Raw genomic sequence first — 2,034 nt, forward strand, 5'->3', positions numbered from 1 at the left:
CGCCAGTCGTCACCGCGGTTGCGATGTCCGTCAGGCAGGAGTGCGGTGCGGTGCGCCCGAGCGCCGTTCGGGTACAGGTGCGCGAACTCCCATCCGTCCGCTTCCGGTGCTTCGTCGACGGTCCAGGTCAGCACCTGCCCGATGATCCGGCGGGCCCGGGTGTTGCTGGCGCTGGACACCTCGGTCGGGGTGGTTGATGAGAAGGAGGTGATCGCGGCACGGTTGGGGGTCTCGGGTGAGACGTTGCGGCTGGTGGCCAATCGGTTCGCTGAGACCGGTCGAGACGTGGAGGCCACGATCGGTCGCAAGCAGCGTGACCTCCCACCGGTGCCGTCGGGAGATCACTGGTGAGATCGAGGCCAGGTTGATTGCGTTGGCCTGCTCGAAGCCGCCCGAGGGTCGGTCGCGGTGGTCGCTGCGACTGCTGGAGAAGCACGTCGCCCTGGTCGACGACATCCCCGACCTGGACCACTCGACCATCGGCCGGGTTTTAAAAAAACGAAACTTCGTCCTCACCTGAAGAAGTGCTGGACCATCCCGCCGCGGGCCAACGCAGAGTTCGCGGCCCGCATGGAAGACATCCTGTCGGTCTACGCCCGCCCCCACGATCCCTCACGCCCGGTGGTGTGCATGGACGAGAATCCCTACCAGCTCCTCGCTCACGCGCATGACCCGATCCCAGCGGGCCCGGGACGCGATCTGAAGGAGGACTCCGAGTACGTGCGGCACGGGACCTGCTCGATCTTCTGCTGGGTCGAGCCCCTGGCCGGCTGGCGGCGTGTCGATTCCCAGCCCCGGCGCACCAAGGTCGACTGGGCCGGGCAGGTCAAAGACCTGCTGTGCGTGGACTATCCCGACGCAGAGACGGTGTTGCTGGTGATGGACAACCTCAGGCACCCACGGCATCGGATCGCTCTACGAGGCCTTCGAGCCGGCCGAGGCGTTCGCGCTCGCGCAGCGGCTCAAGATCCACCACACCCCCAAACACGGCTCGTGGCTCAACATCGCCGAGATCGAGCTCTCCGCGCTGACCCGCCAGTACCTGGACCGGCACATCGAGGACCTCGGAATCCTCAACGCCGAACTCGCCGCCTGGCAACGACAGACCAACGCCGATCAACGCCAGGTCCAGTGGCACTTCACCACCGACGACGCCCGCATCAAACTCCGCCACCTATATCCCAACACTTAGCCGCGACGGTCTACTAGCAGTTGCGGGTGTACCGTCGTCGGGGCCCAAGTCCGACCCACCTCCGTCGACTGTGGCGGGATCGATCACCACCCACTCACGTCCCAAGGCAGCATCAGATTCACCCAAACTGACTCCTCGATGTAATAGTGCCCTCCTCGGCAGCACGCTCGCTCCGCGACTTCCATGGCACCAGAACAGTTCCGGGTGAGCTGTTCGGGATGATTGCGTGCCTCAACACGGAGCTGCCCTGACCCGGCGGGCCGCCACCCCACACCCGACGCCGGTAAACCGCCGGACGCCCCCGACGACACCACACAGGTACATGCCATCGCCCCGGATCAGGGAAGGATACGATCTCGGCGTGACATCAGCCGAGGGCAAACACGTGTTCATCTCCTACGTCAAAGAGGATCAACAGCAGGTCGACCAACTCTGCAAAATCCTTGACGCAGCCCAGATCCCCTACTGGAGAGACCGGACATCACTCGCCCCCGGCGACAATTGGAAGGCAAAAATCCGAGATGCAATTCGATCAGGAGCACTGATCTTCCTCGCGTGTTTCTCCGACAACTCCCGCGCACGGCCCAAGACCGTCATGAACGAAGAACTCACTCTCGCCGTCGAGGAGTTCCGCCAGATGGCACCCGGCGTGACCTGGCTGATTCCGGTTCGATTCGACGACGGGAAGATTCCCGGTTGGGATCTCGGCGCAGGACGCGTCCTCGGTGACCTGAACTACGTTGACCTCTTCGGGGCAAATTACACGTGAGGTTGCCCCTCGGGAGTGGACACCGGATTTCATGCGGCGACTGACAGCGTAGACGACGCGATGAGTCGTTGTT

The 2,034-nt window shown here is 63.8% G+C and carries 3 protein-coding genes and 1 pseudogene; 2 read left to right on the plus strand and 2 right to left on the minus strand.

From position 1 onward, the window contains the following. Positions 1–260: pseudogene (locus tag MLGJGCBP_RS50580) on the minus strand (hypothetical protein); the annotation flags it as partial. Positions 261–373: 113 nt separating this feature from the next. Here MLGJGCBP_RS50580 and MLGJGCBP_RS51890 point away from each other — a divergent pair. Further along, the gene (locus MLGJGCBP_RS51890; protein WP_236581202.1) at positions 374–520 is read left to right on the plus strand and encodes a hypothetical protein; all 147 of its coding nucleotides are present in this window, start codon (positions 374–376) and stop codon (positions 518–520) included. A 369-nt stretch (positions 521–889) separates the two neighbouring features. Here the strand turns inward: MLGJGCBP_RS51890 and MLGJGCBP_RS51895 are convergent, their stop codons facing one another. Continuing rightward, a complete protein-coding gene (locus MLGJGCBP_RS51895) occupies positions 890–1,174 on the minus strand; it encodes a hypothetical protein (protein ID WP_043827272.1) in 285 nt (94 codons plus the stop codon). A 379-nt stretch (positions 1,175–1,553) separates the two neighbouring features. Between MLGJGCBP_RS51895 and MLGJGCBP_RS18925 the strand changes: the two genes are divergently transcribed. Further along, the gene (locus tag MLGJGCBP_RS18925) at positions 1,554–1,961 is read left to right on the plus strand and encodes a toll/interleukin-1 receptor domain-containing protein (RefSeq protein ID WP_043827270.1); all 408 of its coding nucleotides are present in this window, start codon (positions 1,554–1,556) and stop codon (positions 1,959–1,961) included. The last annotated feature ends 73 nt before the right edge of the window (positions 1,962–2,034 follow it).

It is taken from the genome of Rhodococcus sp. T7 (assembly GCF_009872365.1).
Classification (GTDB): Bacteria; Actinomycetota; Actinomycetes; order Mycobacteriales; family Mycobacteriaceae; genus Rhodococcus_F.